The organism is Pirellulales bacterium, from assembly GCA_033762255.1.
Classification (GTDB): Bacteria; Planctomycetota; Planctomycetia; order Pirellulales; family JALHPA01; genus JANRLT01.
Genome location: JANRLT010000063.1, coordinates 42,196 through 68,404, shown reverse-complemented (window position 1 = coordinate 68,404; position 26,209 = coordinate 42,196). Strand labels below are relative to the sequence as shown.

26 protein-coding genes are annotated in these 26,209 nt (G+C 56.2%); 18 read left to right on the top strand and 8 right to left on the bottom strand.

The window, feature by feature from the left end; translation table 11 throughout:
• The 9 genes from SFX18_17375 to SFX18_17335 all read left to right on the top strand — a co-directional run.
• Nucleotides 1-1,048 (top strand): COX15/CtaA family protein (locus SFX18_17375; GenBank protein ID MDX1964925.1); only part of this gene is annotated, 1,048 nt, incomplete at its 5' end.
• A gap of 11 nt (nucleotides 1,049-1,059) precedes the next feature.
• Complete coding sequence (cyoE, locus tag SFX18_17370; GenBank protein ID MDX1964924.1) at nucleotides 1,060-2,073, top strand: heme o synthase; 1,014 nt, start codon at nucleotides 1,060-1,062, stop codon at nucleotides 2,071-2,073.
• Between the two features lie 78 nt (nucleotides 2,074-2,151).
• Entirely contained in the window at nucleotides 2,152-3,420 is a 1,269-nt protein-coding gene (locus SFX18_17365; GenBank protein ID MDX1964923.1) for a cytochrome c oxidase subunit 3, read from the top strand.
• A 95-nt stretch (nucleotides 3,421-3,515) separates the two neighbouring features.
• A complete protein-coding gene (locus SFX18_17360; protein MDX1964922.1) occupies nucleotides 3,516-4,145 on the top strand; it encodes a cytochrome C oxidase subunit IV family protein in 630 nt (209 codons plus the stop codon).
• 32 nt (nucleotides 4,146-4,177) lie between these two features.
• Nucleotides 4,178-5,113, top strand: coding sequence for an ABC transporter ATP-binding protein (locus SFX18_17355; GenBank protein MDX1964921.1), 936 nt, complete (start codon nucleotides 4,178-4,180; stop codon nucleotides 5,111-5,113).
• Nucleotides 5,114-5,153: 40 nt separating this feature from the next.
• Nucleotides 5,154-6,086 carry an ABC transporter permease gene (locus tag SFX18_17350; GenBank protein ID MDX1964920.1) on the top strand — a complete coding sequence of 311 codons (933 nt, stop codon included), beginning with the start codon at nucleotides 5,154-5,156 and terminating at the stop codon, nucleotides 6,084-6,086.
• Nucleotides 6,083-6,778, top strand: a complete 696-nt coding sequence (locus SFX18_17345; protein ID MDX1964919.1) for an SCO family protein — start codon at nucleotides 6,083-6,085, stop codon at nucleotides 6,776-6,778. Before SFX18_17350 ends, SFX18_17345 begins: the two co-directional genes overlap by 4 nt.
• A 37-nt stretch (nucleotides 6,779-6,815) precedes the next feature.
• Nucleotides 6,816-7,265, top strand: coding sequence for a DUF420 domain-containing protein (locus SFX18_17340; protein MDX1964918.1), 450 nt, complete (start codon nucleotides 6,816-6,818; stop codon nucleotides 7,263-7,265).
• A gap of 104 nt (nucleotides 7,266-7,369) precedes the next feature.
• Entirely contained in the window at nucleotides 7,370-7,663 is a 294-nt protein-coding gene (locus SFX18_17335; protein MDX1964917.1) for a hypothetical protein, read from the top strand.
• Nucleotides 7,664-8,123: 460 nt separating this feature from the next.
• Here the strand turns inward: SFX18_17335 and SFX18_17330 are convergent, their stop codons facing one another.
• Entirely contained in the window at nucleotides 8,124-8,516 is a 393-nt protein-coding gene (locus tag SFX18_17330; protein MDX1964916.1) for a DUF983 domain-containing protein, read from the bottom strand.
• Between the two features lie 160 nt (nucleotides 8,517-8,676).
• Between SFX18_17330 and SFX18_17325 the strand changes: the two genes are divergently transcribed.
• From SFX18_17325 to SFX18_17315, 3 genes are all read left to right on the top strand, one after another.
• Nucleotides 8,677-9,381 carry a DUF1080 domain-containing protein gene (locus tag SFX18_17325; GenBank protein MDX1964915.1) on the top strand — a complete coding sequence of 235 codons (705 nt, stop codon included), beginning with the start codon at nucleotides 8,677-8,679 and terminating at the stop codon, nucleotides 9,379-9,381.
• Between the two features lie 90 nt (nucleotides 9,382-9,471).
• Entirely contained in the window at nucleotides 9,472-10,095 is a 624-nt protein-coding gene (locus tag SFX18_17320; GenBank protein ID MDX1964914.1) for an HAD family phosphatase, read from the top strand.
• Nucleotides 10,096-10,187: 92 nt separating this feature from the next.
• The gene (locus SFX18_17315) at nucleotides 10,188-11,282 is read left to right on the top strand and encodes a hypothetical protein (GenBank protein ID MDX1964913.1); all 1,095 of its coding nucleotides are present in this window, start codon (nucleotides 10,188-10,190) and stop codon (nucleotides 11,280-11,282) included.
• 88 nt (nucleotides 11,283-11,370) lie between these two features.
• Here SFX18_17315 and SFX18_17310 read toward each other — a convergent pair whose 3' ends face one another.
• On the bottom strand, nucleotides 11,371-11,613 hold the full coding sequence (locus SFX18_17310; protein MDX1964912.1) for a hypothetical protein: 243 nt from the start codon (nucleotides 11,611-11,613) through the stop codon (nucleotides 11,371-11,373).
• A gap of 18 nt (nucleotides 11,614-11,631) precedes the next feature.
• Complete coding sequence (locus SFX18_17305) at nucleotides 11,632-11,868, bottom strand: hypothetical protein (protein MDX1964911.1); 237 nt, start codon at nucleotides 11,866-11,868, stop codon at nucleotides 11,632-11,634.
• A gap of 607 nt (nucleotides 11,869-12,475) precedes the next feature.
• Between SFX18_17305 and proC the strand changes: the two genes are divergently transcribed.
• Together proC and SFX18_17295 are read left to right on the top strand one after the other, a co-directional pair.
• The gene (gene proC, locus SFX18_17300; protein MDX1964910.1) at nucleotides 12,476-13,306 is read left to right on the top strand and encodes a pyrroline-5-carboxylate reductase; all 831 of its coding nucleotides are present in this window, start codon (nucleotides 12,476-12,478) and stop codon (nucleotides 13,304-13,306) included.
• 176 nt (nucleotides 13,307-13,482) lie between these two features.
• Nucleotides 13,483-13,731 carry a hypothetical protein gene (locus SFX18_17295; GenBank protein ID MDX1964909.1) on the top strand — a complete coding sequence of 83 codons (249 nt, stop codon included), beginning with the start codon at nucleotides 13,483-13,485 and terminating at the stop codon, nucleotides 13,729-13,731.
• A gap of 19 nt (nucleotides 13,732-13,750) precedes the next feature.
• On the opposite strand, the gene SFX18_17290 is transcribed toward SFX18_17295, so the two are convergent.
• The 4 genes from SFX18_17290 to SFX18_17275 form a co-directional block, all read right to left on the bottom strand.
• Nucleotides 13,751-14,659 carry a lysophospholipid acyltransferase family protein gene (locus tag SFX18_17290; GenBank protein ID MDX1964908.1) on the bottom strand — a complete coding sequence of 303 codons (909 nt, stop codon included), beginning with the start codon at nucleotides 14,657-14,659 and terminating at the stop codon, nucleotides 13,751-13,753.
• Between the two features lie 154 nt (nucleotides 14,660-14,813).
• Entirely contained in the window at nucleotides 14,814-15,668 is an 855-nt protein-coding gene (gene dapF / locus SFX18_17285; protein MDX1964907.1) for a diaminopimelate epimerase, read from the bottom strand.
• Between the two features lie 118 nt (nucleotides 15,669-15,786).
• The gene (locus SFX18_17280; GenBank protein MDX1964906.1) at nucleotides 15,787-16,134 is read right to left on the bottom strand and encodes a hypothetical protein; all 348 of its coding nucleotides are present in this window, start codon (nucleotides 16,132-16,134) and stop codon (nucleotides 15,787-15,789) included.
• A gap of 117 nt (nucleotides 16,135-16,251) precedes the next feature.
• Complete coding sequence (locus SFX18_17275) at nucleotides 16,252-19,458, bottom strand: AsmA-like C-terminal region-containing protein (protein MDX1964905.1); 3,207 nt, start codon at nucleotides 19,456-19,458, stop codon at nucleotides 16,252-16,254.
• A gap of 296 nt (nucleotides 19,459-19,754) precedes the next feature.
• Between SFX18_17275 and SFX18_17270 the strand changes: the two genes are divergently transcribed.
• Nucleotides 19,755-21,305, top strand: a complete 1,551-nt coding sequence (locus SFX18_17270) for an MFS transporter (protein ID MDX1964904.1) — start codon at nucleotides 19,755-19,757, stop codon at nucleotides 21,303-21,305.
• A 63-nt stretch (nucleotides 21,306-21,368) separates the two neighbouring features.
• Here the strand turns inward: SFX18_17270 and tilS are convergent, their stop codons facing one another.
• Complete coding sequence (gene tilS, locus SFX18_17265) at nucleotides 21,369-22,445, bottom strand: tRNA lysidine(34) synthetase TilS (GenBank protein ID MDX1964903.1); 1,077 nt, start codon at nucleotides 22,443-22,445, stop codon at nucleotides 21,369-21,371.
• A gap of 420 nt (nucleotides 22,446-22,865) precedes the next feature.
• Between tilS and SFX18_17260 the strand changes: the two genes are divergently transcribed.
• The 3 genes from SFX18_17260 to SFX18_17250 all read left to right on the top strand — a co-directional run bounded on the left by SFX18_17260 (nucleotide 22,866) and on the right by SFX18_17250 (nucleotide 26,190).
• Nucleotides 22,866-23,114, top strand: coding sequence for a hypothetical protein (locus SFX18_17260; GenBank protein ID MDX1964902.1), 249 nt, complete (start codon nucleotides 22,866-22,868; stop codon nucleotides 23,112-23,114).
• Nucleotides 23,115-23,449: 335 nt separating this feature from the next.
• Nucleotides 23,450-25,009, top strand: coding sequence for a ribonuclease Y (gene rny, locus SFX18_17255; protein ID MDX1964901.1), 1,560 nt, complete (start codon nucleotides 23,450-23,452; stop codon nucleotides 25,007-25,009).
• Nucleotides 25,010-25,368: 359 nt separating this feature from the next.
• Nucleotides 25,369-26,190 carry a TIGR00282 family metallophosphoesterase gene (locus SFX18_17250; GenBank protein MDX1964900.1) on the top strand — a complete coding sequence of 274 codons (822 nt, stop codon included), beginning with the start codon at nucleotides 25,369-25,371 and terminating at the stop codon, nucleotides 26,188-26,190.
• Nucleotides 26,191-26,209: the final 19 nt, after the last annotated feature.

The following is a 26,209-nucleotide window of genomic DNA, read 5'->3' as shown; positions in this document are numbered from 1 at the left end:
CGCCGGGATGGCCTACGCCGATTGGCCGAATAGCGGCGGGTATTTTTTGCTCTTTTTGCCCTTTGAAATTTGGTTTAGCAGTTGGGATTTTTTCATCGAGCATAAGCACCGCATTTTGGGGACGTTGGTCGGCTGCCTGGCCATCATGACACTGATTGCCAATTACCGCGCCCGCGCGGACCTCAACACCCTGTGGTTGTCTGGGGGGATTTTGGCCGCGGTCATCGCCCAGGGTGTACTGGGGGGCTTGCGCGTGCTCTTGGACGCGCGGTTGGTGGCCATGCTGCATGGCTGCACGGGGCCATTGGTCTTTATGCTGACCGCGCTGTTGTGGGAACGGATGGCCTGGGGGCAAAGCGGCGCCGCGAACATTGCCAATCTGCCGCTGGCGCAACCCCGATCCTATGCCAAATTGTGGCTATCCGCGATGATGGCGACACTAGCCACGTACGGGCAACTGGTCCTGGGGGCGCTCTTACGGCATGGAGCGGAACTGAATTGGCTGCATCCGCAACAATTAAGAATTATCGCGGTCTTTCACGTGCTGGGGGCGGCTGTCGTGCTGATCGCGACTCTGGCGGTCGCCTATCAGGCGATTTTACGCTTTCCCCGATCCAGCGGCCTGCCGCGACTGGGCTGGTTTATCAGCGGTTTGGTCGTGCTGCAAATTTCCCTGGGTGTGCTGACGTGGCTATGGAATTATGGTTGGCCCTGGGGGGTAGAGGCGTTACTGGGTTATTTTCCAACCAGTTGGCTGCCGGTCACATTGCAGGCGCGGGATTGGCGGCAAGTTATCGTGACCACCGGACATGTGGCCGGGGGTTCCTTGCTGCTGGCCCTCTCGGGAATTTTGGTGGCAAAGTCTGGACGGCTTGTCACGCGGGCACAACAGTCGGGGCACTCCGCACTTAACCAGACCGCGGCGACGGACATAAATCATTCTCCCTCCGCTGATCATGCCTCAACTCATCCTGAATTTTCCCTGACCACGGGTGTGTCCCCGACTAGCACGCACACCGCCACCCCTTTGCTGACAGGTGCCGCATGAGTGTGGGCTGCATGCCAACAATTGAACAGGCGGACCAACCGGCGGCGGAGGCCCTGGCTGGCGCCTACGGTCATGCTCCCTTGCCGGGCGGCATTTATGCATCATCGGCACTTCCCGCCCATCCACCCCTTCCCGGGATCGCCGTGGGGCATTCCTGGCCCGCGGTGGCGGCCGCTTATGTTGAATTGACCAAGCCCCGGATCGCGATCCTGGAATTAGTCGTCACCGCCGCGGCGGTTTATCTGGCCAGTTGGGGGCAATTTTCCTGGTCGCTCTGGTGGGCCTGCATCATTGGTACGGGGTTGGTGGCGGCCAGCGCTAGTAGCTTTAACATGTGGCTCGAGCGCGATCTGGACGCGCGCATGCCGCGCACCTCGCGACGCCCCCTCCCCGCGGGAATCATCAGCCCCGCCGCGGCACTGCTGTTTGGCTGGGTAACTTTATTGGCGGGACTGGCCATATTGGCCGCGGGAACAACGCTGTTGGCGGCGGCATTGGGTTTTTTGACCTGGCTGTCGTATGTGGCGCTTTACACCCCGCTCAAACGCCACTCCACCAGCAATACCGCGATTGGCGCGGTGGCGGGGGCCTTGCCAGTGTTGATCGGCTGGGCCGCCGTGGGCCACACGGGAACGTTATTTACCGCCGAGTTACGGCTCTGGACGCTCTTTTTGGTCCTTTATATTTGGCAGTTTCCCCATTTCATGGCCATTGCCTGGCTGTATCGACGGGATTATACCCGGGTAGGGATGCAAATGCTGACCGTCGTCGATCCCACCGGCCACAGCGCCGGGGTGCTGGCCTTACAGACAGCGGTCTTTTTTGTGCCGCTGGCGAGTGCTCCGTTTTTATCAGCGGGGGCAATTTACCTGGTTCCCGCCGTGGCGATCGGGCTGGCTTACCTTTGGTTATCATATTGTTTTTTTCGTGAGACTACTGATCACAATGCTCGACGGTTGTTACGCGGATCGCTGGTGATCTTGCCCGCATGGCTGTTGCTACTGTTGGCAACTCCCTTGTATTAGTTTTTTTGCCAGCTTGTCACAGGAAACTTTGTCACCCTTATTCCCGGCGCGCAGTTTTTTCATTTTCGCACTTGTATTATGGCCGCATCACACGCTAGCAGCGCTTCCCACGCCCTTGATCATGATTCGCATGGACATGCGGGGCATTTGCAATTGCAGTATCAGCCGGCGTTGCCGCTGACCCGCAGCAAGCTTATCGTCTGGCTGTTTCTCTCGACCGAGATCATGTTTTTTGCCGCGCTCATCGGCGTGTACATCGTGATCCGCTTTGGCGCTCCCGTCTGGCCCTATCCGCACGATGTGCATCTTAGCGAACCGATCGGCGCGTTTAACACCTTTGTGCTGATCTGCTCCAGCGTGACCATCGTCCTGGGGCTAGAGGCCGCCAAGGCCAACAAAGCCGACCAAGCCAAAATGTGGACCGCGCTGACGTTGTTACTGGGCGGAGTATTTTTGGGAATCAAGGCCTGGGAATACAAGGAAAAGTTCGCGCACGGTATTTATCCCGCCACACCGCATAGCCGGATTTATGGCAAGCCAGATTACGAATACGCACAAGCGATTCGCCTGCGTCTGGAGGGAGTCAACGAGATAACTAGTTCCGATGTCAAGGATGAGGCGTTTTTAGATAAACTCAATTCGCTGCGCGTCGCGGCGATCGCCGCGCGGGTCGGGACCTTGGCCCCGGGCCGTCCCACGGATCAACAACTGGGCCAACTGGAACTGCTCAAGCCAACTTTTAACCGCGTGCTGGACACCCGCATCGCCGAATTTGAAGCCGCCAAAAACGAAGCCGATAAAACCAAATGGACCGACTTTAAGACCAAGCTGGCCGCGGGCTGGGATGGTCTGGTCGATGCCGACTGGGCACTTTTGGCCCAAATCTACAATCAACTGGCCGAGCAAAGCAAAACCGCCTGGACCGAGGCTGATCTAAAAAAATATGCCGACCTGGAAGAAGTCACAAAAATTGTCACCGCGTCCAAGGGGGACGACCCCCAGGCCCAAAACCCCATCGAGGTCGCCCGTGCTGCCCGCCTGATCATGACTCTGCACGATCCCCAGGCCACGGACAGCGATCATGGGCACCATGTGGGGCTTAACGATCATTTTTCCTGGCTTAAATTGCCGATCCTGATTCCCGGCGGCAACATGTGGGCCAGCACCTACTTTTTGCTCACTGGGTTTCACGCCATTCACGTGATCGTGGGGTTGATCGTGTTTGCCTACATGCTGACGGTGCGACTGGACCGTTCAAATGCCCATCTGGTGGAAAACACTGGTTTGTACTGGCACTTTGTTGATTTGGTGTGGATCTTTTTGTTTCCGCTGTTGTATTTGTTTTAGTGGAACGCCGATTGTAATCCGCCATCCCGGATGTCGCCTCCCAAACCATTTCCCACGAACATCACATACCGAAAGTAATATTGCGGAGTATCAACATGGCAAATCCCAATCACGGTCCAGTGGTCAAGGTTGTCGGCCCGTCGGGCGAGACACTTTCTAGCCACGGACATACACCCACAGGTCATGACGCTCATGATCATCAGCATGACGATCATAGCCATGGCGGCCTGGCGCAATACATCAATGTGTTTATCGCCCTATGCGTGTTGACCACGGCCTCGTTCTTTACCTATTCCAACTATTGGCCCTGGCGGGACACACCGCAGGTGGGCTGGGCGTTTATGATGGCCGTTTCCTGCACCAAGGCCATGCTGGTGATCCTGTTTTTTATGCACGTCAAATACGAGCAAAACTGGAAATACGTGCTAACCATTCCCGCCGGTATGATGGCGATTTTTTTAATTTTAATGCTAATCCCCGATATTGGCTTTCGGATGCGGCACGCCTCCGACGAGCGCTGGAATAACTCCGCCACAAAATTAGATGTGGAGGAACTAGAGGGGCAGGTCCCCGGGGCGGGACATGGTCATTCAGATTCCGGCGGGCATGACCATGGCAAAACGCCAGTTGTTGAACCTGGTAAAACCGAACAGGGACCCGCAAATAGCATTCAAAGCCAAGTTCCCCCCAGTCCCGAACCCGTCGTGCCCAAAAGCCTGGAGTAGCGCGGCGCTTTCGCTGGAAATCATGTGTCGCCATGTCCGTCCCCCCCATCATATCCGTGCGAGAGTTAACCCATCGTTACGGTGATCGGTTGGCCCTGGATCATTTGACGCTTTCGGTTCATAGCGGTGAATTGTTTGCCATCCTCGGCCCCAATGGCGGCGGAAAAACCACGCTTTTTCGCGTCTTATCCACACTGTTGCGACCCCAGGAGGGAACAGTGGAAATCGCCGGATTTGACCTGCTAGGCGCTCCAGCCACTGTCCGCCAGCAGATGGGCGTGGTGTTTCAGGCCCCCAGCTTGGATAAAAAACTGACTGTGCGGGAAAACCTGTGGTGTCAGGGGCGGTTGTACGGATTATCGACCGGGGCTATCACCCAACGCGGCGAAATCCTGTTATCTCGGCTGGGACTTGCCGACCGTGCCCATGAAACCGTGGAAAAGCTTTCCGGCGGGTTAAAGCGCCGAGTCGAAATTGCCAAGGCACTACTGCATCAACCGCGGATTTTGCTGCTGGATGAACCAAGCACTGGCCTTGATCCGCTGGTGCGCAGCGAACTGTGGTCGTTATTTCAGGAATTACGCCAAACAGACCAAATCACGATTTTATTGACGACGCACCTCTTGGAAGAAGCCGACAAGGCCGACCGCATCGCCATTTTACATCAGGGCCGCCTGGTGGCCTGCGACTCTCCCGCCACCTTGCGGGGAACGATCGCCGGCGAAAGCCTGACCGTGCAAACCAGCGCACCCGCGGAATTAGCCCGGACACTCCAGGAAAAGTTGGGCATTACCGGTAGAATTTTTGCCGACTCGGTTCGGTATGAATTACCCGCCGCCACCGAATGGATCGCGCGGATTTATGCCGCCGTGCCGGGGCGGATTGACTCCCTCACGCTGGGCCGTCCCAGCCTGGAAGATGTTTTTATCGCCCGCACGGGCTGCCGGTTTGACGCCGCGGCGGCTTAATCCACCAACATTTACGCGTTTTTGATTCGTCTCTTCCGCTATGGGCGTTTCCTCCACCATCACCGTGACCCAGACCCTTCCCCGGGACGCCACGGCACTGTCCTCCCGGGGAATGGCTTGGTCCGCCGTCCAGTCCCTGGCTTGGCGCGAGTGGGCCCGGTTTATTCGCCAGCCCAACCGGGTGGTAGGGGCGATTGGCCAACCGATCTTGTTTTGGATTTTATTTGGGGCGGGACTGGGGCCGTCATTTCGACTGGCTACCACACAGGGGGAAATTTCAACCTTGAATCCCCCGACAAACGCGATTCCCGCGCTGAGTTATGCCGAATATTACTTTCCCGGCACATTGGCCCTTATATTATTATTTACCGCGATATTTGCCACGATTTCCATTATAGAGGACCGACGCGAAGGTTTTTTACAGGGGGTTCTGGTCAGTCCCGCCCCCCGCTGGGCGATGGTCCTGGGCAAGCTGCTAGGGGGAACGGCCATAGCCGTGGCTCAGGCGGGATTATTTGTGCTGTTGGCAGCGGTGGCGGCATGGTTAAACTGGCCCGGCGTCCCTCGGTTAGATCTATTAACAATGACGGCGATCTTTGCGGTCCTGGCCATACTTGGTTTAGCGTTGACCGCCTTAGGATTCTCCTTGGCGTGGCAAATTGATTCCACCCAGGGTTATCACGCGGTCATGAGTTTAGTCTTGTTGCCAATGTGGCTATTAAGCGGGGCGTTTTTTCCACCGGCAAACAACTGGATAGGCTGGGTGGCGGCATTCAACCCCCTGACCTATGGCGTGGCTCTGCTGCGGCGGGTGCTGTACCTGACGGCTGATTCCGCCACCCAAGCGGCGGCGTTGCCCGCCGAATTGCCCAGTTGGGGAATGTCCGTGGCGGTCACGGGGGGGTTTTTGGCTGGTACGTTGGCGTTGGCCTGGTGGAGCGCCGGTCGCCGGACCGCGGGAGATCTATTATGAAAGTCAGACTATCATTCATCTGGGCGATGCTGTTGGTCGCGGCGGTCTTTGCCTATGGTATTTTTAAGCTCACAAAAATTCGCGATGTCGCCCGGTCCGGTCCCCGGCAAGAGGCTTTTGACTATTGGGAAGAAGCCAAAAAGCGCGATCTGCGTCCCGGGGAGTTCGTGCTGACCGATCAGGCTGGAAATTTGTTTGCCTCGAGCGAACTACGGGACAAGGTTTGGGTGTTAAGCACATTTTTTTCAACTTGCCCCTCCCATTGTTTAACAATCAACCAGACTCTGGCCAAACTGCATTTGCGGCCTGAACTGCACGACATTACGTTTCTTAGCGTGAGTTGCAGCCCTATTCTGGACACACCTGACGTGCTGCGCGAGTATGCCACGCGCTTTAACGCCGACACTCGGCGATGGAAATTTTTGACCGGGGACTTTGCTTATATCTTGCGACAAGTGGCCCAGCCATTGCACCTGATCTATGAAAATGGCAATCATAACGAAACCGCGGTGGTTGTGGGGCGCGATGGCCGCGTGCGAAAATATGTCAATCTATTAAATGCTGAGGAAGTTGACCGCATGATGGCGGAATTGCCCAAATTAGCCGCCGAAGTGAATGCCGATCAGTCGCGGTCGCCGGCCAGTCCCGCTCAATCCACTCCACCACGAACCGCCGCGTCTTCGTCTCCTTAGTCCACCAACTTACGCACAGTCTCCGCGAGATACCCGCATGCCGCTCCTTTGGGCAATTACCTATCCCCTGGCTCTGACCAATGCCGCGCTGAACGGGTTGGCCACGATCCTGTTGATCTGCGGCTATATCCTTATCCGCCAGCGAAAAGAGGCCGCCCATAAGAGTGTCATGTTGGCGGCATTTGGCGTCTCCACGATATTTTTGGGCTTTTATTTGTGGCATCACACGTTGCATGGCAGCGTACCCTTTGGAGGGACGGGAAGCGTCCGTTTGCTGTATTATGCCATCTTGATTTCGCACGTCATTTTGGCGGCGGCGGTCCCTTTTTTGGCAATTTGGACCATTTGGCTGGGCTTGGTCAACGCCCGCGTTCGGCACCGATTTTGGGCCAAATTGACATTTCCAATCTGGTTATATGTGTCGATCACCGGAGTGGTGGTGTATTTATTGAATTATGTCTTGTTTCCGAGCTTTTCGGCGGGGTAGGGGAAAGCTAGAATAATGTATACGCAAGCCCTAGGACGAAGATTATTGGTGCGTGACGACTCCGGTAAATTTTTATACTGAATCAACTCTACGGGGATGTTCCCATGTTCCATCGCCAAATCTACCGTGGTGCCCTACGACTGCTGTTGACGGCATTCCTGGCATTAGGCCTGGCAACCGCCGCGCTGGCGTGCCCCAATTGCAAGGATGGCCTGCAATCCCAAGACCCGCAAGAAAACAACTACGCTCGGGGATTTGGCTATAGCGTCATGTTTATGCTCTCGATGCCGGCGCTCATTTTGACCGGTTGGGGTGTCGCGATCTACCGCATGGTCCAGGCTGAAAAGGCAAATTCTACGATGAATTTGCATGAGAATGCCATCGTCGAGGACAAATAGACAAATCCTCGCCCATGATCTCTTCGGGGAGTGGTACTCCTCTACCGCAACGCGCCCTGTTTATTGGTAATACAGTGTAACAAAGCCCACGGGTTAGCGCAGCGAGCAACCCCGTGAAAATAGGCGGGCGATTGGTATAAGTTGCTAAACTCGCAATACGCTCACACTTGGATCGAATAGTCTCAGAACACGACGGAATTCTGGCGAATTCCGCTACCTAATTGATCAGTGTTTATCGGTGAAATCTGTGACATCTGCGTGCTATTGCATTTTCTGCCCTTGCTCACGCTGCGGGCTGAATGAGAACGAGCAGAACGAAAACCGGAATTCTGGCGAATTCCGCTACGAACTGATAAGAGTCCCTTGCTGAGGCTGCGGGCTGAGTTTCTTCCCTTGCTCACGCTGCGGGCTGAGGCATTATCCCTGGATGACGCGGCAAGCGGAATTCTGGCGAACTCACTTACGATTCTTCCGGCGGGTCCCAGGCCAGGTCAAACGCCAGCCAGAGCATCCGGGCAAAGGGAAAAAACAACAGCGGGAAAATTACCACAAATGCCAGACTCCCCCAGGTGAGCCACTTGGAAGGGACTTCAAATCCAAACAGCAGCACAAAATAGGCGATTGTGACCGTCAGCGCGGTCAGACCGTAATTGATATAAATCGAACCCAGGTAATAACCTGGTTCGCGCTCTGTTTTTAGGCCGCAGTGGGGGCAATGCGCGACCATGCCCAACCAATTTTTGACCAGTATCGCTTGGCCGCAGGCGGGGCAGCGCAGGGTCAGAGCGCGGCCGATTCTGGATAATCGGGAAACAGGCGCGGGTTGGCGCGGGGTGGGTGTGACAGCCGTCATCGCGGTGAAACTCCGGTAAAAGTTTCTCGGAACGGGCAGCTTGCCAGCACTTCCCGCTCCCTTTAAGTTAAACAGCATCCCCACCCGCCACTAGGGGTAATCAATCGCATCCCCCCGCAATCCCACAAGTTCCCAAAACTATATTCCAACTTGGTGCCGTATGCTTTGCCAACAGCGTTTTTTACGCAATTACCATCACATAGCGCGCGGCTTCCCGCGCGGTTTGGCCGCCTGGGCGCTCCTGGGCTGTATTTTGCAGAGCGCATTTTCCGCGGACAAACCCGCGGCCTCCCCCGCCGCCGACCCGCGGACCACTACCCTGTTTGACGGCAAAACCCTCACCGGTTGGTCGGGAGATGAAAAAATGTTTCGCGTGGAGGACAACGCGATAGTGTGCGGCACCTTGGCGGAAAAGATTCCGCATAATTTTTTCCTGGCCACGGATAAAGAATACAAAAACTTTGAACTGCGGTTGAAATTTAAACTCGCGGGGGAGGGGATCAATTCCGGCATTCAACTTCGCAGCCGCCGCATTCCCAACCATCACGAAATGATCGGTTATCAGGCCGACCTGGGAAGCGGCTATTTTGGCGCGCTGTATGACGAATCGCGCCGCAATAAAATACTATCCGGTCCGGACCAGGCCAAAATCGAAAAAATCCTCAAACCGGGCGAGTGGAACGACTACCGCATCCGCTGCGAAGGACCGCGCATCCAGCTTTGGATCAACGGCCAACCGACCGTGGATTACACCGAAGAGGACCAAGGCATCGAGCAAACGGGACACATCGCCCTGCAAATTCATGGCGGCCCCCCATCCGCGGCTTCTTTCAAGGATATCGAATTGACGCCGCTTCCCGACTAATTGTTTTCCAAGGCTCATAAATTGCTGTTAGAGAACGGACGTGCTCCCCTGTAATTTTTTTCTTGTTTCCTTTTCCTGTTTTTGTCATCGATGTCGCAAATCAAATTTATCTATTTTGACATGGGAAACGTGCTGCTGTATTTCGATCATGTCCGCGCGGCGCGGCAGATGGCGGAACTGAGCGGCATTTCCCAACAGTCCGTGTGGGATTTGGTCTTTGCTGGCGACCTCATGCAAAAATACGAAACTGGCGAACTGGACACAGCTGGCTTTTATGCCGAATATTGCCGCCAGACCGGCAGCCAGCCCGATCTGGCCCTCCTGGAGCATGCCGCCAGCGACATCTTTACCCAAAATACCTCGCTGCTTCGTGTGATCTCTCAATTACAATACGCCCGCTACCCCTTGGGCGTGCTTAGCAATACCTGCCCCAGCCATTGGGAGTTTGCGACGCGACATTACGCCGCGATCCTTCCCCAGGCGTTCCAGGTCACGGTTCTCAGTTACAAAGTAGGCCGGATCAAGCCCGACCCGCAAATTTTTACCACCGCGGCAAAAATGGCCGGATTTTCTCCAGCGGAAATATTTTATTGTGATGATATGCCGGGGCACGTGCAAAGCGCGCGGGGAGTCGGTTTTTACGCGGTGCAATATGTGGACACGCCGACCTTAGTGCGGGATTTGCAGTCGGCGGGTGTGCAATTTAACGCCTAAGCGGCGGGAAGTTGATTGCGGCCCGGTGACAAATCTGTCTAAAATTAATTACTGTCACATGCCCGGGCCACTCTTTGGATTGGGGTTGTATCATGCGGAAAAGCTATTGCGGCTGGTGTTTGCCGCTTATTATTGCAATTGCGAACTTGGCGATTATTCATCCGCTCGCGGCCCAGGTAACGCCCGCCGATGCGCAGGACATCTTGGCCAAATACAGCCTGTCCAAGCAAGGATCGGCGTGGATCTTGCCCGCCGAGGCCGAGATCGCCAAGGAATACGCCAACTTTGGCGCGCTGGAAAAAAAATACACCGAAATCGCCAAAAAGTTCAATCAATTTGTGGCCCAAAGCATCGAGGCCCGCAAGGTTTTTGACCAAGCGCTGGACGAACTGAAAAAGATCGAGCCGCTGCTGGAAGCTCCGACCACGCCCCCCAACCAAAAAGCGCAACTGACCGCCCAATACAACCAGCGTGTGTTATTGATCAAGCAGGCGGAACCGCTCCTAGTTATCTTGGACGGCCAGGATGAAAATCCGACGTACAAGGAACTTTCCACGGCGTATTGCGCCGCCAAGAACGCACTGACCGCGTCTTTTGCGGTGCTCAAAGAGGGTTTGCCCCAATTGGACGAAAAATACGCCGAGCTAAAGTCAAACGAGGAAGTCCTGGCCGCGCTCAAGGCGGCTGGGGGAAAACTTGGCCCCGCCAAAAGCTACAAACTGGATAAACGCAAACTGGCCCTCTACGATACCGAGCTGCTGGGCCACACGCACACGCTGCTCCGGGATCGGCAGCGGGTGGTGGTGATGTCCCTGGTCAATGAAAAGGGGCCGTTGCTAGTGCATTTTAACCCCGACCAAGAATTTTCCCTGTTTCAACAGTCAGACTTGGCAGAGGCCGGCATCACTCCCGAGGCCGACGCCGCCACCGTGACTCTGACGGCGGGAGATAAAAAATTTGAATGCAAGCAGATTAAAATCCCCAAGCTGCGCCTGGGTAAATATGTTTGGGAAAATATCGAGGGCTTGGCGATGCCCGCCGAGGCCAAGGACTTTGGCAATATGCTGGGGGCCAACGCCATTAGCGAGTATCGCTTTGACCGCGATGTAAAAAGCTACAAGGTCACGATTATCAAGGAAGGGGACGAACCACCTTCCCCCATGGCCAAAGGGGCCAAAAAACGCTAGTCCCGATCATTCGCGCGCGGAAGTAAGAATCTATTGTAGTGGCCAGGCCGCGAAAGCTATGGTTTAGATATGACCAGGCCGCGTAGTGCTACCGTGCAATCCCCGCCGAGGTGGCCGCTGGAATATCATCTTGGCCGGTAATCTTTACTGCCGGAGGATCGGCCTTAGTGGCAGAGGCAGACGATTGATTGTTCCCCGAAAATATCCCCCGTGACCAGCCGGGGGCACTAGCCCGACGCGCTTGCCAGTTGGAACAGCCTGCGGCCACTAGCAGCAGCCCTAGCGCGACGATCCGGCGTAGCCAACCAATTTTTTCCGAAAGTCGGTTCATGATATTGGCCCTGGTAATTTACCGTGGGGAAAATTTAGAAGAATTCAACGGGTGCGCGGTGCGCTCCACTTCCCGCCAATGCTCGTAGTTGGGGCGAAAATCATCCTTGGCCCCCGCGTCCCGAAATCGAAACGAGGGAGTTGTGTTCGCGGGCGCGCTGCCAAACCAGGCGCAGCCAGGCAGCATAACCGCCAGGCAGCAGCCGCAAAGCGCCCGGCGCATCCATCGGTAATAACTCTCCCGCTGTAGTGGCAAGGTCTCGCTCTTAAAAAGTGTGCGCTAGATAAGTCACAACCATGCAAATGAAGCGGCTTTGGAATTTATCCCCAATGATCGGGGATTTTGCCTTTTTTGAAATTTGTTAATCCCCCAAGGGCCGGGACCGGGGCAAATCGCCCCATTCCTTCATAGTCTGCGGGGTCCCTTCTGCGCGCGGCTTATAGCGACCCTGTGGCGGGCTACCGGTCCAATCCAGCGATGAACACCCACCCTGGGTCAACATCAACATCCCGCAAAACATAGCCCCCAGCGCACAGCATGTTTTGACAATGAACCGACCTTGAATGAACTGTTTCCACTTGTGCAACCGCATCACACCCTCCAAAACTAGCTTTTGTGTTCGCAGAGACGCTGAAAATAGCCTCTGCCAATTTGACCGGCGGGCAACTTTCGCAGAAAAACCAGCGGGTGTCCAGGGGAATTTTTCCCTTTAGCTCCGCTTAGCTAGCGGTTCAGTCCCTTCCGTGCAGCCCCGCCGCGCGCCACCCGGTATAATCGGCATAACCCCGTGCTTACCCTATTTCCCTCCGCAAGTTATGCTAATGATAGCGGCGTCATTGTTTCGAAATTGAGGAGTTTGCACATGCTAGCGGAACCGCTGGGTTTAATTGGTGCGGGGCAAATGGCGTTGGCCCTGGCCCAAGGTTGGGTGCGGGCGGGCTTGGCTAGGCCGGAGCAATTTTTGGCCGCCGATCCCAACCCGCGCGCCCGGGAACTATTTTGCCAACAGTTGCCGGGAGCCAAGTTTTGCGATGACAATTTGCAGTTGCTCGATCAAGCGCCGGTGATTCTCTTGGCGGTAAAGCCCCAATCAACCGCGCCGGTCCTGGCACAACTGCAGGTCGCGACGGAACATTGGTCCGCCAGTCGCCAACAACCCCTCTTGCTTTCGATCGTGGCGGGGTGGACCCTCGCGCGGTTACAACGGGAATTTAGCCGTGGACGGTGGATTCGCATCATGCCCAACACGCCTTGCCTGGTTGGTGAAAGCGCGAGCGCGTACTCTGTGAGCGAACTGACGACGCCCGCCGATGCGGCCCTCGCGCAAAAACTGTTTGGGGCTGTGGGCCAGGCATTTAAAGTGCCGGAAAATTTACTGGATGCCGTGACGGGTCTGTCCGGATCGGGACCGGCGTATGTAATGTTAATGATCGAGGCCCTGGCCGACGGGGGTGTGCGCATGGGACTGCCGCGGGATGTGGCCCTGGCCCTGGCGGCGCAAACCGTCCGCGGCAGCGCGAGCCTGCAGATACAGACCGGTGAGCATCCGGCGGTGCTGAAGGACCGCGTGGCCAGTCCCGGCGGGACGACCATCGCGGGGCTAGCGGCCCTGGAAAGCCACGGCTTACGCTCGGCCCTGATCGAGGCAGTCTCCGCCGCCACCCGCCGCGCGGCGGAACTGTCGGCGATGTAATCCGGGCCAATTGACAAATTGTCGTTTTTACTGAAATTTATGGGTTATTCCCCGCGCGGCGGATAACACTTTTGATTGTTTACCATTTGCCCCCATGTCGGCTAGCAATACGGCGATAGATTTTATACCCCTGCGAGAGTAAAATTTCCACAGACCCATATCACCCGAGGAAAGCCATGAAATACCGCAATATGCACAAGGTTGACGACAAATACCTACCCCTGCACCGGGTCCTTTGGGTGGCGGCCACGCCGCATTTTTGCGGCCACGAAGATTGCGAACGCGAAGGCCAGTACGAGGTTTGCCTGGAACAGGGGGAATCGATCTGGGCGAACTTGATCGATCGCGATGAACTACTGGCCAGGCTGGACGAATGGAGCGATTTACCCCCCCTTAATCCGGAAGACGAAAATTGGGAAGAGTAGCTTTCCTGGAAAGTCAACTTTATGCCGCTTTGCGCTCCTCCGGCGGATGACTGTAAGCGGTCCCGCCAGTGGTGGCAAAGTGGGGTGGGGAAACGCCCGACATTACATCCGCCGCCATGCGGGAAGGGGTGGCATCGGGCGACATTCCGGACGTAGCGAGAGCCCCCGTCGATTCTTTGGTTTTTACCCCCGCGACCGCCGTCACAGACGGAAACGGCCGCCGCAACGGTTCCCGAATCAGGCGAATCTCTCCTCGTTTGGGCGTGCCGCTTTCCGCCCAGGCGTTAGCCTCGTCGCTTAATCTTTGCAAGAGTGTTTGCATTTGGAGTCGATAATGCTCTATCCCCGCGCGATCCAAATCCCGCGGTAGGTGGATTGCCGGGCCGCAAACAACCCTAGCCCGGCTAAAAGGCCGCGGAATGGCAAACCTGTCCCAACTTTTCAGCCGCCAGGGGCGATCACAGCCAAAACCAACCATTACCAGCGGCAGGCCCAATTTGCTGGCCAGATAGATCGGTCCTTGGGCCAGATGGTGCCGGGGTCCGCGGGGACCATCGGGCGTGATGGACAGATTTCCCCGTTGGCTGACTTTCATCAGTTCGCGGAGCGCCGCCGCCGCCCCTTTGTAGGTGGAACCGCGGACACAGCCGTGCCCCATAAAATGCGCGACATGCGACATGATTTCGGCGTCGCGATGCTGGCTCAGCAGCATGGTAAAGTCGCGATTTCCCTGCAAATACAGCGGGAGCAGCATGTATTCGTGCCAAAAACAGTATATCTTGGCTCCGGCAAATTCTGGATGGACGGGATTGACCGTGGGATCATAAAAGGCTCCGCGGTAGTCAAGCGTTTCCATCCAACGGCTGACTAGCATCGATCCCGCCAGCGCGGCACAGCGATTCACCCAACGGGGGGCGGTAAATTTCATAACTCGCATCCGTGCAAAAAATCAACTAATGAATGTAACGATAATGTCTTCCTCTCACTCCGTGAGAGGGTTCGTAACCTGTAGCGGAACTTGCAAAAGTTCCGACACACCAAAAAACTCCGCGTTGTTCATCACACGGAGTGTGATCAATACATTAAACCTCGTCCGGCCATTCTCCGGAAAAGACTTCCACCGCCGGACCGGTCATAAACACCTGATTCGTGGCGGCATCCCATTCCAACTCCAAATCTCCCCCCGGCAAGTGTGTTACCAATCGCCGTTCCGTTTGACCAGTTAGCACGCCCGCCACACAAACCGCGCTCGCACCGGTGCCGCAGGCCAGCGTCTCGCCAGAGCCACGCTCCCACACCCGCAGCCGTACTTCGGTAGGTGATAAAATTTGCACAAATTCCGCGTTCACCCGCTGGGGAAAGTGCGAGTTTTGCTCCACCAAGGGACCTATCCGCAACACCCAATCATCGTTCAGTTCCGGGACATAAGTGATACAGTGGGGGTTCCCCATTGAAACACAGGTGACTGTTAAATGCTTATCGGCCACCGTCAGGCTGGCATTCACCACCGGCGAATCCGCGGATTTGCCCGCAAGCGTTGTGGGAATAAGTTTTGCCTCGAGGATCGGTTCACCCATGTTGACCGTGGCGCGGGCGGCTTTACCCTGCCGCAGTTCCAGTTCGATCGGCAAGATTCCGCGTCCGGTTTCGATTTTCAGGCTGGTTTTGGGGGCGATGCCGTGATCGTACACATATTTTGCGACACAACGGATGCCGTTACCGCACATGCCGGATTCACTGCCATCGGCGTTGAACATTTGCATGCGGGCATCGGCGACATCGCTGGGAAGAATCAAAATCAGGCCATCCCCCCCCACGCCAAAATGCCGATCGGCGATCCGTCGGGCCAGTGCCGCGGGATCGGCGGGGGGGGCCTGGGTAAAGCCCTCGATATATACGTAATCGTTGCCCGCGCCTTGAAGTTTGGTAAATCGCATTGAAAAAATTTGCTAGCTACGGTTGTCGAATGATTAACCCTATTCTATACGATTTGGCGCATTGGCCAAATGGCAGTACCAGCGCTCGGTTATTCCCCCAGAGCGGATGGCAAACTCGTTAGACTAATAAATCCAGACTGTGGCCGCTGGAGGAATCTTCCGAACCCAGGGGAGGGGCCGAGCCATGCTGTTCTTCGTCTGGCGCGGCCGTTGGCTCTGATTCAGCGGGAGAGGGGGGGGCTTTGCGCCGTTGCCACATTAGGCGGCCATCGGCGTCGCGCTCGTTGGTGGCATGTTCATCCTGTTCGGTCTGGCCAATCCCCGCGGCCAGTTCGGCCGCCAGGTCGTTTTTCGCCTCCGCCTGCTGCCGGGCGGCATCCGCCGTGGTCCGTTCGCTAGCGGCATTCCGCTGATTCGTGGGTGTGGCGGCAATACCGCCAATCACCGCCAAAGGTCCGATCGACATGGCAATCCTTCCCAGTAATTCGGTGCATGCGGGGTATTGAGGTAAAAATCAGGAGGGGCAATCCAAGGGGGAAAACAAAAAGGGTTATTCAAGCATACGTTATTTTTCAGGGGGGGCTTAACGCTGCTGCCGGCGTTCGCGGCGTTCCGCCTGCAGTTGATCCAGGGCTTCTTTAAGCGCCGGAAAATTCTCGCGTTTGATCTCTGGCTCCATTAGCGTGCCGCCGACGTGGATTTCCATAAATTGCTGGCTGGTTTGACCTAAGAACGATTTCCACCCCGGCAATTGCCAATCGCTGCGCCCCGCCACCGCGGCAAAGACCAGTTGCAATTCCCGTTGGAGGTTCATTTCCCCGGTTCCCAACAGACTGATCGCGTTGCCACTCAGTTCGATGCTATCCAGGTAAATGTGTTCCCCCTCCACCCGAAAGCGAATATCCCCCGCGTCAAACGCCGTCCGGTCCGGCTCGCGAATACTCAGTAGCTTTAACATGGCCACCATAACGGGCAATTCCCCCAGTTGCGCGTCACGCAGTTGCATTTCTCCTTTGCCAGCCAATGTATGCACACCCGCGCCACTGCCGCGCAGCTCCATGCCCAGGTTGACTTTGCCGCTAAGTTGTTGTTTTCCGGGGACCTGCTCCTGGCCGATTTTTGCCAGGTCGATGTTTTCCAGTCGCGTCAGCAGCAAAAACTGCGGCACCGATCCAAACCCCACCCACACATCCGCCAGCGCGTTGCCATCGTAGCAGCGGGCCTGCAGGTGCCTCGGCGCGGGTGAGCTATTCTTGGGGATGGCCTGGCTGCCAAAGATGGCCTGGGTTTCATCGATATAAAATGGTCCAGCCAGGTTCGAGAGTTGCAAGTCGGCGGTGGAGAGTGAGTCGATGGCCAGTTCGCCCGAGAGCCACAGTTGCGTGCCGTTGGTTTTTCCCTGGAGGCGGACCGTGCCATCGACATGCGCCAGCTCGATACCGCTTTTGAGTTTGGCATCGCGCAAGTCAACCACACCGTCCCAGGCGGCGGTGACCGGTTGCGGCACATCGGTATTTCCCCACAGGTCAAAGCTCCCCGCCAGATTAAGAGCTCCCTCTAGGTGCAGCAGTTGCACGATCTTGCGTAGCTTGGCCGGCAGGGCCGCCTGCAAGGTTTGTCGTTCCGGGCGCACCCGGTCGGCCACAAATTTATCAAACCGCACATGCCAGGCCCCCAGGTTGTCATACTCGCAATAACCGCTGGCCCGCACGGGAAGCCTTTCTTGCTCGGCGGTCAGGTCGGCAAATTCCAGCTTTCCGGGCGAATAACGAAACACTCCCCGCACCTTTTCCAGCCGCAAGGGAAAAAACTCCGGCTCAAACATCACCGTCTCACCCACGGGGGTGGCGGTAATTTGAATTTGCAGCGACTTATCCGCGGTGCGATACGTCACCACGGCCATTTGCAAATCCAGCATGCCGCGGGGTTGCAGCCGTTGCCAAAATACCTTGGCCCGCGGGGGAAGCGCGTCCCGCAGCTCCGGTTCGATGGCGATCTCGGTGCCGGTAAAGGTCAATCGCAGTTCGTTGCCATCGGCCACGGGTACCAACTCGCCGCGCAGCGTCACGCGGCCCGTGTCGTTGTATCCTTCTAAATCGCGAAACGTCCAGACGTTGTCGCGCAGCTCCACCGTCCCGCGCACCGAGTGCAGCGGATAAGGGAACTTGTCGTACTTTACCGTGCAATTTTCCAGATCGACCCGCACGGCCATGTGCGGTATCAAATCCTGGGCCTGGTTTTTGGTCACTTGCAGAAAAAATTGAAATTGGCCATTTAGATGCAACGACTCCATGACCTCGCGGGGTTTTTCCGGCAGTGCCGCCAACACGCTTTGATCCAGACCCAACTTTTGCCCCTGAATGGTCACCACCCCGGTGTAATTTGGCCCCGGTTGTTCAATGAGTCCGCTGATTTGCACGGGCCGTCCCGCCAAATGGGATGTAAGGTTCATGCGCAGGCGATCTTCGGCCCAGGTCAGCGTGCCATGGGTCCGGTCCAATCGGACGGGAAATTTGTGATAGGTAAAGCTGACATTCAGGCAGCGAATTTCCCCGGATGGACGCCAGTTTTGGCCGTCGTAATCCAGCCGACCACTAACATCGACTTCTCCCGCGGGCAAGAATTTTTGCCACATTTCCAGGAGCGGCGGAGGGAGCGATTTTTCCCAATCGCGGCCAATCATCAGATTACGCGCGTTGAGCGACAGGCTTATCGGCGAATCCGCCGCATAGCCGCGCCGCTCCGCTGCCAGAGTCAGCCGGGTTTTGCCGTTATAGGCGGTCAATTCCCGCAAGAGCATCCCGTGGGTGTTGGCTTGAAAATCGGCATGCACATCTTCCCAAATTTGGGGGATGCGCTCGTCATCGATGCGTCCCCGCTGCAACCGGCCAACCACTTCAAACGTCCAGGGGCGCGCCGCGGCCGCCTCATAGCCAATCTCATAATCCAAATTCAGTTCACCCCGCAGCACACTGGCGGGTTGCAACTGTGTGGCTAGCTCAGTGGGGAGCGCGGAAATAAGTTCCGGGCCGATTTGCAGACCCTGGATCGAGCCGGTCACCCGGGCGGCATTGGTAAATGGCTCGACCCGCGCTTGAAAATGAATCTGCCGCAAGTGGTCCCCCCGGCATTGTCCACGGGCATCCCAGCCAGGCTCGGTCAAATACTGGCTGACCACCCGCGGTGTCAATTGAACCTGCAAATCACGCAGCGACCACTGCGCCGGCACGGCGCGGGTGGGGTCGATGATTTCGACCGCGCCATTTAATAACTGCATCTCCACGCTCTTCCGGCTAAACCGCGGAGCGGGAAGCAGCTTTTCCACGTTCCAGCGGCCATCCAACCCCCGCCGGGCAAATAACTGGGGATGCCGAAAAGTAAACGACCGAAATTCTGGCTCCCCTTTGGCCAATTGGGCCAAATCGGTCGCGCAGGACAACAGCAATTCATCGCAACTGAGCAGCAATTGTTCTTCGGGCGGAGCCTGGGGATCCAGAATTTTTATCCCCCGCACCACGATCCCCTCATCCTGAATCAACTGGGCGGAGCGGATTTCAACTTTTAGCTGGGCATAATGTCCCTGCAATTTCTGTAAAATCGATAGGCGAATTTCGTCATGCAGATGCTGAAAATAGTAGACCCCGGCACCGATTCCACCGGCGAGCGCCAGCAAAAACGCAACCTTAAAGACCCACCAACAGCCGTTGATCAACCGCGAGATAATAAATCCGTCCCCAATATTCGCCGTCCAACCGCCAATCGTTCCCCCCCCGTGCCGCGGTCCCTCCACCGCGCCGGGGCGTGGGTTGGCGGACTATCGCAGATGTAAGGGATAGGAAAAATAGGGGGTTATGTTATGCGGGGGGGAAAATTGGGGCAAGGGAACTTACCGGGGGGGTTGTTGCTAGCGGGCGGGCCAAAGTACCTCTGAAAAGCCCGGGAGAGGGGAAAAATCGCCCGAATGTGGCAATTTCCTTGATTTACTTCTAAGAGACAGAGATTATACTCGCAGTACATTTTCGCTAGCGGCCTTCTGCCGCCCGGCGGGGGAGAGTGAACCAGACATCACCTACGTGGGAGCGTGGCATGACAGATCAATCCAAGCGGTTTCAAATTTTTTTGGCGAGTTTTTTAACCTTGATCGCGGCAGGGATGGGGTTTAGTGCCCGCGGTGGTATCAAGGATCTGTGGGGGGCGCAGTACGGCTTTACCAATACCGAAATCGGACAAATCTCTGGTATGGGTTTGGCGGGTTTTGGATTGGTCATTTTGGCCGCTAGTTTATTCGCTGACCGCGTCGGCTATAAGGTGCTCATGCTATTGGCATTCTTATGCCATCTTATCTCCGGCGGAATTATGCTGGCCGCGACACCGTTATTTGAAAGCCAAGGGCAGGGGGCCGCGTATTGGTGTTTGTTTTTAGGGATGTTTATTTTTTCTGTGGGTAATGGCCTGGCCGAGGCCGCCATCAATCCCCTCGTGGCGACACTGTATCCCAATGCCAAAACCCACTATCTCAATATTTTGCACGCTGGATGGCCGGGTGGGCTCGTTCTGGGCTCTTTGGTGACGATGGTTAGTGGAAATATGGGAGTTAAGATGTGGGAAGTTCCCATGCTCTTGTTTTTGGTGCCCACGGTCATTTATGGCTTCATTACAATTAAAGAACATTTTCCTGAACCCGAAACTAAAACCGCCGGCATTTCCTATGGGGAAATGTTTAGCCAGTTTAGCTCCCCCATTCTTCTCTTTTTGTTGTTGATCCATGCCTGTGTCGGCTACGTCGAATTGGGTACTGATAGCTGGATCCAAACCATCACCAATAAGTTCAGTGACGGACAAGGTCCCATCTTGTTCATTTATGCCTCAACCTTGATGTTCTTCTTGCGATTTTTTGCCGGTCCAATTGTGGAGCGGATTAATCCCATCGGCTTACTGTTAGTCAGTGCGATTTTTGGCGCGGTCGGGTTGTATTTGATCAGTAATTCCGCAACTGTACTCATGGTTTGGATCACCATGACGATTTATGCCTTGGGAAAAACCTTCCTCTGGCCCACGATGTTGGGTGTGGTGGGTGATAAATTTCCCCGGGGCGGGGCGGTAACAATGGGTGCCATGGGGGGTATTGGCATGCTTTCGGCGGGATTGCTGGGTGACCCCGGTATTGGCTACAAGCAGGACTTTTTTGCCACGCAAAACCTGACAGTGGATAACAATTACCAAGAAACCTTTGATCGCTTCAAATCCTCCAAGGAAAATGGTTTCTTGTTTTTCCCCAAAATTTTTGGATTGGATGGGGCTAAGAAAGAAGTGATTTTAGACCCCAGCAAGTCCGGTCCTGGAACAATCTTGCAGGATACTATCGATAAGTTAACAAAGCAAAATAAGCTTACCGACGCGCATGAAGTCCTGGCTTTGCAAAAGTGGTGGGAATCCGCGAAATCCTATGCGGATGTGGATAAGCCCAAGATTGAAGCCGCCGATACCTTTGGTGGACGCATGGCACTAAGGATTACCGCCGCCGTGCCCGCCTTTATGGCTGTTTGCTATTTGATCTTGTTCCTTTACTTCCAGGCAACTGGGGGTTACAAGATGGAGCATCTGCATAAAGAAGCGGAAGCCCCCAGTGAGTATTAATAACAGTTAACCACAGGGACATAGATGCACGGCAATTAGCCCGAGTCTATTATTCTAACCCATTTACCCCAACCGCCGGAGTTCCACTCCGGCGGTTGTTTTTTGCGCTTGGATGCCGCCGGGAAAACAGAGATTCCATTGCCTCGCAATCACTTGACTCTCTCCGCCCTGCGTGTTCGCGCTCTGCTGTGGGGGACTATTTTTTTCCGCGGCGCAGTTTAATACGTATTCCGCCAGTTCCTGGTAATGCCGGCTAGTCATCTCTTGCCGGGGCCACTCGGCCATTCGCCACAACCGCGCCAGGCACTCTTGGAGCAAAAACTGATTTTCCGTTGCGGTGCCGTTACCTAGGATTGTCGCCGCGTCCACCAGATAACGACTGCCCGGTGCTTGGCAACTCACAACCCGCGCATACACCCGTGCTAGTTCTTGGTCGACAATTTCCTCAAGCCCCTGGCACGCGGTCCCCAGTTGATGGAGCAATTGCGAAATCTCGGGGTTGTACACTTCCGCAAGCTGCGGCAGCAAATCCAGTCGAATGCGATTGCGCATAAATTGTCGCTCCTGATTGGTGGCGTCCTCGCGCCAGGTTTGGGGAATGCTTTGCAAATATTCCGTTAAATCCGCATGGCGAAATTCCAACAACGGCCGGACCAGACTGACCGCCGGACCTAAATCCCGCACACGCCGAATGCCGGCCAGCCCCCGCCAACCCGTCCCGCGCAACAGGCGATGCAGGATGGTCTCGGCCTGGTCGTCCGCCGTGTGTCCGGTTAGCACGTACCGTGCCCCCAGCCGTTCCGCTGTCCCCCGCAGCCAACCATACCGCGCCTGCCGTGCCGCCGCCTCCACGCCGTCTCCCGCCATGATCGCCGCTTCCCGCACATTATCCTGGCCCCATTCAAAGGGCACTTCCAGGGTGGCTGCTAGACTTTTAACAAACTGGGCATCCTCCGCCGACTCTGGCCGTAATTTGTGATCAAAATGCCCCACCCAGAGCTTTTGCCGGGAATGGCCGCTGGCCAGCAGGAGCCGCAGCAGGGCGACACTGTCGGCTCCACCGGAAACCGCAACCAGCGTTCGTTCCGACCGCGATTCGCTAGGCCAGGCTGTGCAAAATCTTAAAAGTACGTCCCGCATCGACTCATTCCATCGAAATTATTCACTACGCTAAAGCTGGTTTTTGGGAGTCTACTTTGACTTTTTTCATAAGTATTTGCAATAAAATTGTAAATAATTCTCAGCTTCCCCCTTGAGCGGTGCCAATTGCAGTTTTAGCAGACTTTGTTAAGATAAGTTGAGCGGTTACGGAAATCGACGAATAAAATTCGCACTTTCCTTAAACGCTTGCCTTGCAATGGTTTATGCACACGAATCCGCGGTGGCTTATCCACCGAAAGGGGTTTTGCGTACAAAAAACCTTGTTGGCAAAGAATGTTGGAAAGCTGAACACGATCACTTTCTCCAATTTGGCATCGTTTCATGTTTTTGGTATTGGTCATTGCGTTATTTGTCGGTTGCTTGTTGCGCTGGAATACCCGGCGTCAGGCAGCTTTTGTAATGACGCTGTCCCCTGCCGCCGACATGTTACCACCGGTTCCTCTCATGCAACGTGAGGTGCCGGGGCGTCAATGGGAGTTGATCTCGTGGCTGACACTGTTAGTGTGGCCTGGTTCGCCCCCCTTGCGTGGGCGGGCGGATACCGACCCCATTTTGCGGGGCTGCGGGAAGTGGCTGAAAAGCCATTTGCCTGCCCCCCAGGGATACGGAGCAGGCGCTCTTTGTGCAGCGATGGCGGATATCCGCTAATTCGCGGTGCGGCATGTTTCACAAGCCTTAGCTCTTGTGACTGCCGTCCTTGCGGGGCTTTCTTTCTTTTTTTGCCATAGCGCCATAGGCAAGAAATCGCGCCTAGAATGCCCACCTTTCTGGCCAAGCAATTTGGCCGCGGGTGTTTATTCCGGGAGCGTCAAGTGACCAAACTTTGGCCCTGCCCACAGGGCTTTTTCCCGCACCCGCGCACTGGACCAAAAGATCAGGCGACCCCCGTCCGCGCCGCAGCGGCCCGGGCGGCGAGTCGTTGGCTGAGGACCCACCACGCACGGATTTGCGCTGACCATTTGCCAGAGAAAGTCTGCAAAATTATGGATGAGAAACTGATTTTGTGCGGAGTCTTGGCGGGGCTGGCGGGCATTGCCGCCGGTTATGGGATCGCTTATTTAAGGGATCGCCTGCGCCGTCGCGATGCCGAAGCCGAAGCCCGGGAAATTTTGGAAGTGGCCGGGCGGGAGGCGACCAATCGTAAAAAAGAAGCCGAACTCGAGGCCAAGGAGATCCTGATCCAACAAAAAGCTTCCGCCGAAAAAGAAACCGCTAAACTGCGCAATGAATTGCACGACCAGCAGCGGCAGTTGGACAAGCGGCAGGACACGATCGACCAGCACATGGAGCAAATCCGCAAGCAAGAAAAAATGGTCGAAACCACCCAGCGGAGGCTGACCGAACGGATTGAAGAGACGAACCGCCGCAATGAGGAACTGAATAAAATCCTGGAAAAGGAAAAGCAGACGCTGTACCAACTGAGCGGCATGTCGCGCGAGCAAGCCGTGCAAACCCTGCTGGAAAAGTTAGACAACGAACTGGCGGACGAGCAGGGCCAGCGCATCCAGCAGTTTGAACGGCAATATAGCGAGGTTTGCGACGCCAAGGCCAAGGACCTGCTCATTACCAGCGTCCAGCGGTATGCCGCCGCCCACACCGCCGAGACCACGACCAGCACGGTGGACATCCCCAGCGACGAAATGAAGGGGCGGATCATTGGCCGCGAGGGGCGAAATATCCGCGCTTTTGAAAAAGCGTCCGGCGTGGATGTGATTATCGACGACACGCCGGGCGTGGTGATCGTCAGCGGATTTGACCCCGTTCGGCGGGAAATCGCCCGCATGTCGCTCAATAAGCTCATCGCCGATGGACGCATCCACCCCACGCGGATCGAGGAACTGGTCGCCGAAACCACCAAGGAAATGGAAGGCCATATCCAAAAATTTGGCGAAGAAGCCGCCACCGAGGTCGGCATTTCCCGGCTCAATCCCAAGGTGATCCACCTCTTGGGCCGGTTGCGGTTTCGGACCAGCTACAGCCAAAATGTGCTGCGGCATTCCATCGAAGTGGCGTTTATTTCCGGTCTTATCGCCGAGGAAATCGGCCTGGATGGGGACCTGGCCCGCCGCTGCGGCCTGTTGCACGACATTGGCAAGGCGGCCGACCACGAAACCGAAGGGGGGCACCCCAAGATCGGGGCGGACCTGCTCAAGCGATACGGCGAAGGGGCGGAAGTCGTCCACGCGGCCCTGGGCCATCATGACGATATCCGCATTGATAATCCCTACACGGTGATCGTGGCGGCGGCGGACGCGGTCAGCGCGTCGCGCCCCGGGGCGCGGCGGGAATCGTTGGAACGGTACATCAAACGGATGGAAGAACTAGAAACCATCGCCCGCAGCTTTCAGGGAGTGGAGCAGGCCTTTGCCATTCAGGCGGGCCGCGAAGTCCGGGTTATCGCCAGCGCCCGCGACACCACCGACGCCAGCGCGACAAAGATTTGCCACGATATCGCCCGTGCCTATGAACAGCAACTGACCTACCCCGGCGAGATCAAAGTAACCGTTATTCGCGAAACGCGGGTGATGGAACTGGCAAAGTAGTAGCGGGAGGCGGACGACGGGAGACGGGGGAGGTTAGCCGCGACGCGTAGCGGAGCGCGGGAAGGGCAGGGACGCGGGATGGATAGGCAATGCAGGGGTGCGGGGCACGGGACAAAGGTATTTAATGCTCTGTGGGCCAAAGGCCCAACCTATTCCAGCCTAGGGCAAGCGCAGCGTCGCCCTAGGTTAAAAGTAAGACAAATTGGAAGGGCCAACGGCCCGATTCAACAATTTTAGCAAGAGTGATTTAGCCGCCGTATCTTGACTTGCGGGCTGAAATCCGCATTGTGACAACCTGTGCGAATCCCGCGTGTTAGCGGCTTGTCATGATTACTATACTCGTTCAACTGGTGTAAATAGTGCGTATTTTGATGATCGGTGATATCGTGGGGAAGCCGGGGCGGTCTATCCTGGTCCGCGCGCTGCCCAACTTGATCCGGCAGGAGCGGCTGGACCTGGTCGTGGCCAATGGCGAAAACGCCGCCGCCGGGTCGGGCATTACCCCGGTCATTTACCGCGAACTGGTAGCCGCGGGGGTGGACTGCGTCACCCTGGGCGACCACATTTACCGCCGGGCCGAGATCATCGGCGTCCTCCAACGCGAGACCAACATTGTCAAGCCGGCGAACTATCCCGCCGAAGCCCCCGGCCGCGAATTTGCCATCGTCAATGCCCGTAATGGCATCGCCGTCGCCGTGATTAGCCTGATGGGCCGCGTCTTTATGAAGCCCATGGATTGCCCCTTTCGCGCGGCGGACCGCGTGTTATCGCAAATTCCCGCAGAAACACGCATTCGGCTGGTCGACTTTCACGCCGAAGCTACCAGCGACAAGCAACTACTGGGCAGGTACTTGGCCGGTCGGGTCAGCGCGGTTGTCGGCACCCACACGCATGTCCCCACCGCCGACGAGGAGATTTTACCGGGGGGGACCGCCTTTCAGTGCGATCTAGGCATGACGGGACCGCACGATAGCATTTTAGGACGCCGGATCGAACGCGTGCAGGAAACCACGCTTAATTTTATCCCCACGCATTTTGACGTGGCCACGGGGGATGTGCGGCTCAACGGCAGCATTATCGAGGTCGAGCGCACCACCGGCAAGGCGACCGCCATTCGCCGAATTTGCATTCGCGAGGCGGACCTCCCAGCGGGGGATATACCACGCTTGGCGGAAGAGTGAGATTCAATTAAAAATTAAG

Coding starts and splice junctions, on each gene's coding strand:
- cyoE (MDX1964924.1), top strand. CDS start 1,060: ATGCCAACAATTGAACAGGCGGACCAACCGGCGGCGGAGGCCCTGGCT.
- SFX18_17365 (MDX1964923.1), top strand. CDS start 2,152: ATGGCCGCATCACACGCTAGCAGCGCTTCCCACGCCCTTGATCATGAT.
- SFX18_17360 (MDX1964922.1), top strand. CDS start 3,516: ATGGCAAATCCCAATCACGGTCCAGTGGTCAAGGTTGTCGGCCCGTCG.
- SFX18_17355 (MDX1964921.1), top strand. CDS start 4,178: ATGTCCGTCCCCCCCATCATATCCGTGCGAGAGTTAACCCATCGTTAC.
- SFX18_17350 (MDX1964920.1), top strand. CDS start 5,154: ATGGGCGTTTCCTCCACCATCACCGTGACCCAGACCCTTCCCCGGGAC.
- SFX18_17345 (MDX1964919.1), top strand. CDS start 6,083: ATGAAAGTCAGACTATCATTCATCTGGGCGATGCTGTTGGTCGCGGCG.
- SFX18_17340 (MDX1964918.1), top strand. CDS start 6,816: ATGCCGCTCCTTTGGGCAATTACCTATCCCCTGGCTCTGACCAATGCC.
- SFX18_17335 (MDX1964917.1), top strand. CDS start 7,370: ATGTTCCATCGCCAAATCTACCGTGGTGCCCTACGACTGCTGTTGACG.
- SFX18_17330 (MDX1964916.1), bottom strand. CDS start 8,516: ATGACGGCTGTCACACCCACCCCGCGCCAACCCGCGCCTGTTTCCCGA.
- SFX18_17325 (MDX1964915.1), top strand. CDS start 8,677: ATGCTTTGCCAACAGCGTTTTTTACGCAATTACCATCACATAGCGCGC.
- SFX18_17320 (MDX1964914.1), top strand. CDS start 9,472: ATGTCGCAAATCAAATTTATCTATTTTGACATGGGAAACGTGCTGCTG.
- SFX18_17315 (MDX1964913.1), top strand. CDS start 10,188: ATGCGGAAAAGCTATTGCGGCTGGTGTTTGCCGCTTATTATTGCAATT.
- SFX18_17310 (MDX1964912.1), bottom strand. CDS start 11,613: ATGAACCGACTTTCGGAAAAAATTGGTTGGCTACGCCGGATCGTCGCG.
- proC (MDX1964910.1), top strand. CDS start 12,476: ATGCTAGCGGAACCGCTGGGTTTAATTGGTGCGGGGCAAATGGCGTTG.
- SFX18_17295 (MDX1964909.1), top strand. CDS start 13,483: ATGAAATACCGCAATATGCACAAGGTTGACGACAAATACCTACCCCTG.
- SFX18_17290 (MDX1964908.1), bottom strand. CDS start 14,659: ATGAAATTTACCGCCCCCCGTTGGGTGAATCGCTGTGCCGCGCTGGCG.
- dapF (MDX1964907.1), bottom strand. CDS start 15,668: ATGCGATTTACCAAACTTCAAGGCGCGGGCAACGATTACGTATATATC.
- SFX18_17280 (MDX1964906.1), bottom strand. CDS start 16,134: ATGTCGATCGGACCTTTGGCGGTGATTGGCGGTATTGCCGCCACACCC.
- SFX18_17270 (MDX1964904.1), top strand. CDS start 19,755: ATGACAGATCAATCCAAGCGGTTTCAAATTTTTTTGGCGAGTTTTTTA.
- tilS (MDX1964903.1), bottom strand. CDS start 22,445: ATGCGGGACGTACTTTTAAGATTTTGCACAGCCTGGCCTAGCGAATCG.
- SFX18_17260 (MDX1964902.1), top strand. CDS start 22,866: ATGACGCTGTCCCCTGCCGCCGACATGTTACCACCGGTTCCTCTCATG.
- rny (MDX1964901.1), top strand. CDS start 23,450: ATGGATGAGAAACTGATTTTGTGCGGAGTCTTGGCGGGGCTGGCGGGC.